The organism is Alteromonas gracilis, from assembly GCF_043642145.1.
Classification (GTDB): domain Bacteria; phylum Pseudomonadota; class Gammaproteobacteria; order Enterobacterales; family Alteromonadaceae; genus Alteromonas; species Alteromonas gracilis_B.
Genome location: NZ_JBHZRZ010000026.1, coordinates 1 through 3,771, shown reverse-complemented (window position 1 = coordinate 3,771; position 3,771 = coordinate 1). Strand labels below are relative to the sequence as shown.

Here is a 3,771-nt window from a genome sequence, read left to right as displayed (position 1 = left end):
GGTCGCTCGGACGCATTTACGCGGGGCGGCTTCGCCATTATGCCCCACGCAACTGCCGCCGCTTAGCTTAATGTTAGGTTTCTTGTGAAATTATTCACCCGTTCAAAAGTTCTCTTTTCTCTCTCTGGATTAAGTTTTATATGGTTTTTAATCGTCTTCCAAAGTGAACTTTCAAATCCGGACGTCGTGTGTAGTGCAGACTTAGTTACTAAAAAAGAGCCTGTTTGCTTAATAAATAGAATGGATTCTGAGCGCTTCAGAGTCACCGTAAGTTACGGTGGCTCACGCAAAACAAGTCAAGAAAAGGTAACTATCAAGTTACTTCTAACGGAAGGCAGTACAGAAAACTGGTCATTAGTTTTGAACCCAAGAGCAGCAAGCTACTCAGGGCAAACAAAACGGTATTATGGGACGCTAAACTATGGCACATTCAACAATGAGTTCCTTAAAGGAGTTACATTGACAATTCGCGCCAGCGAAAATGTTTCTTTGTTTAAGAAGTTCGAGGTCAGAGTAGTAAGAAACCCAAATGGAGCAAAAGTCTATTTGTGGGCAGTAATCACTCTAATACTTCTTTTTTTGTCTATTTGGTTTAGGACTTCAATCTTTGTAAAAGGTATCAGCAGACCATTACCATATTTACTCTTTTTTTTCGCATTGTTAATTTTGCTCGCGTGGGAACTGTGAAAAACCTAACAAAACACTAAAGGCACTCGCGCTGCTCGCTGGGACGCTAATACATGGGCTGCGTCACTTCGTTCCTAATTTTAGCCCATGTATTATCGCCCCTTAGTGGGGTGTTATAAGGCGTCAGCCTAAACTTCGTTTGGCTTTATAAAAATCTCAGAGTAACTGCCCTCGCCTATTTTCACCAGCATCGCTCTGGCTTGTGGTAGGTATAATTCCGCCGCTTTCTATTCAAAAGTGGTGTAATAGGCGCTTTTTCTCCAAGTTCTTATTTTCAGCCAGCAAGCGCCATCACACTCGATAGCTCAGATGGCGGCTAGCTTCAGCCAAATCAAAAACATCACTGCACCGTCGTTTTACTTGTTTGTGTTAATAATCAATCGTATGCTGGCTCTATTACTTTTTAAAAATGCCAAGGGAACAGGCTCTGCTTCTAACAAAGCGCTCAAGTTCACTCCCTTCGGTCGCTGGGACGCTAACACGCGGGCTGACTCACTTCGTTCGGATTTTAGCCCACGCGCTAGCGCCCCTTAGCTTAAAGTTATAAGGCGTCAGCCTAAACTGCGTTTGGCTTTATAAAAATCTCAATGCAACTGCCCTTGCCTGTTTTCGTTAGCATCGCTCTGGCTTGTGGTAGGTTTAAATCCGCCGCATTCACTTTAAAGGTGGTGTAATAGGCGCTTTGTCTCCAAATTCTTATTTTCATTCAGCAAGCGCCATTACACTCGATAGCTCAGATGGCGGCTAGCTTCAGCTAAATCAAAAACACTAGTGCACAGTCGTTTTGCTTGTTTGTGTTAAAAATCAATCGTATGCTGGCTTCAACAGTTTTCAAACAGACCAAAGGAACTGGCTCTGCTTCTAACAAAGCGCTCAAGTCCACTCCCTTCGGTCGTTCGGACGCATTTACGCGGGGCGGCTTCGCCATTATGCCCCACGCAACTGCGCCGCTTAGCTTAATGTTATGTGCCAAAAGGAATTTGAATGCGCAAGAATAGTCAACTATTAATCGCTGGCAGTTTAAGCATCTTGGCTGCATTACTTCATATTAGTTGTATTTTCGGCGGTCCTGACTGGTATCTCTTTTTTGGTGCTGGTCAACGAATGGCTCAGCTCGCTGCTCAGGGCGACCCGTATCCCACAATTGCAACTTTGGTTATTGCTTCAATTCTTACCGGCTGGGGCTTATATGCTTTTTCTGGTGCAGGCATCATCGTTAAATTACCACTACTAAAAACCTGTTTATCGTTAATCACTGCCATCTATTTGTTGCGTGGCATCGCAGGTTTAGTTGGTCCATTTCTAACCTCAGACCCTGTGGTACATCAAAATTCAATAACCTTTTGGTTAGTAAGCTCAATTGTATGCTGTATTTATGGTACGTTTTATTTATTGGGCACAGTAAAGTTATGGCGGCAGTAGAAAGTGTGCTGGCACATAACAAAAAAATTAAGTTCGCCCGCTGCGCGGGCTGGGACGCAAACATGTGGGCTGACTCGCTTCGCTCGGATTTTAGCCCACATGCCTGCGCCCCTTATTTAAAAGTTATAAGGCGTCAGCCTAAACTGCGTTTGGCTTTATAAAAATCTCAATGCAACTGCCCTTGCCTGTTTTCGTTAGCATCGCTCTGGCTTGTGGTAGGTTTAAATCCGCCGCTTTCAATTCAAAGGTGGTGTAATAGGCGCTTTATCGCCAAGTTCTTATTTTCAGCCAGCAAGCGCCATTACACTCGATAGCTCAGATGGCGGCTAGCTTCAGCCAAATCAAAACCATCACTGCTCAGTCGTTTTGCTTGTTTGTGTTAAAAATCAATCGTATGCTGGCTTCAACAGTTTTCAAACAGACCAAAGGAACTGGCTCTGCTTCTAACAAAGCGCTAAAGACCACTCCCTTCGGTCGCTCGGACGCATTTACGCGGGGCGGCTTCGCCATGATGCCCCACGTAACTGCGCCGCTTAGCTTAATGTTAGGCGTCATTTACTTACAGCATTAAAAAGTGGGTTCAGCCATGACATTAAAGCATCAAGGTTGTTTCGCTAGGTTGTCTTTACCGCTGGCTTTTTCGGTAGTTTCAACGGCTTTAGCAACGTACTTTTCATCACACAGCAACGCCGACATTCTGCATCACCAGTCTTCTAAACTCGCTCTTTTATCCAGCAATGTCGTTAACATCTGGCATTTCGCACAGGGTTGTTTTATCTTAATTTCAACAATTTAAATAAGTGGCCTTATCGGCTAGTGGTGGCAGCAAAGCTGCGTACTTTCCTTTGTACGCCTAACAAAACGCTGTTGGCACTCCCTTCGGTCGCTGGGACGCTAACACGTGGGCTGACTCACTTCGTTCGGATTTTAGCCCACGTGCTAGCGCCCCAAAGCTTAGCGTTATGTGCCAAATTGGAAAAGGACAATTTGCTATGAATACTATACGGATATTAGGCGTTATTTTAGGCTTAGTCTTTATGTTCATTAATGGCTATGTCTTTCTAACGGAGCATTTAGCTGCACTAGGAAGTGTATTAGGCTTTTTGGTGGGTATTTTGTTTATTCGTTTCGGCGTTACAGGTAAAGATTCGGTTCAGTCGCTGTTTAAAAAGTTAACTGGTCGTAGTTTCAGCAATGGCACATAACAAAAAAATTAAGTCACTCACTACGTTCGCTGGGACGCATACACGTGGGCTGCTTCGCATTTTAGCCCACGTGTCTGCGCCCCTTATTTAAAAGTTATAAGGCGTCAGCCTAAACTGCGTTTGGCTTAATAAAAAATTCAGCACATCTACCCCCCACCTGTTTTCATTAACATCGCTCTAGCTTGTGGTAGGTTTAAATCCGCCGCTTTCAACTCAAAGGTGGTGTAATAGGCGCTTTACCTTCAAGCTCTTACTTTTAGACAGCAAGCGCCATTACACTCGATAGCTCAGATGGCGGCTAGCTTCAGTCAAATCAAAACCGTCACTGCACAGTCGTTTCGCTTGTTTGTGTTAACAATCAATCGTATGCTGGCTTCATCAGTTTTTAAACAGACCAAAGGAACTGGCTCTGCTTCTAACAAAGCGCTAAAGACCACTCCCTTCGGTCGCTCGGACG

Annotated in this window: 6 protein-coding genes; all 6 read left to right on the top strand. The window is 44.4% G+C overall.

What is annotated here, in order from left to right; all coding sequences use genetic code 11:
* The first annotated feature begins 84 nt into the window (after nucleotides 1–84).
* The 6 genes from ACHUFN_RS20060 to ACHUFN_RS20035 all read left to right on the top strand — a co-directional run bounded on the left by ACHUFN_RS20060 (nucleotide 85) and on the right by ACHUFN_RS20035 (nucleotide 3,314).
* Entirely contained in the window at nucleotides 85–687 is a 603-nt protein-coding gene (locus ACHUFN_RS20060; protein ID WP_394224499.1) for a hypothetical protein, read from the top strand.
* Nucleotides 688–996: 309 nt separating this feature from the next.
* Complete coding sequence (locus tag ACHUFN_RS20055) at nucleotides 997–1,221, top strand: hypothetical protein (RefSeq protein ID WP_394224473.1); 225 nt, start codon at nucleotides 997–999, stop codon at nucleotides 1,219–1,221.
* A 278-nt stretch (nucleotides 1,222–1,499) separates the two neighbouring features.
* Entirely contained in the window at nucleotides 1,500–1,685 is a 186-nt protein-coding gene (locus tag ACHUFN_RS20050) for a hypothetical protein (RefSeq protein ID WP_394224498.1), read from the top strand.
* Nucleotides 1,672–2,109, top strand: coding sequence for a hypothetical protein (locus tag ACHUFN_RS20045; protein ID WP_394224497.1), 438 nt, complete (start codon nucleotides 1,672–1,674; stop codon nucleotides 2,107–2,109). Before ACHUFN_RS20050 ends, ACHUFN_RS20045 begins: the two co-directional genes overlap by 14 nt.
* Nucleotides 2,110–2,428: 319 nt before the next feature.
* Nucleotides 2,429–2,680 carry a hypothetical protein gene (locus ACHUFN_RS20040; RefSeq protein ID WP_394224496.1) on the top strand — a complete coding sequence of 84 codons (252 nt, stop codon included), beginning with the start codon at nucleotides 2,429–2,431 and terminating at the stop codon, nucleotides 2,678–2,680.
* A 421-nt stretch (nucleotides 2,681–3,101) separates the two neighbouring features.
* Entirely contained in the window at nucleotides 3,102–3,314 is a 213-nt protein-coding gene (locus tag ACHUFN_RS20035) for a hypothetical protein (protein WP_394224495.1), read from the top strand.
* Nucleotides 3,315–3,771: the final 457 nt, after the last annotated feature.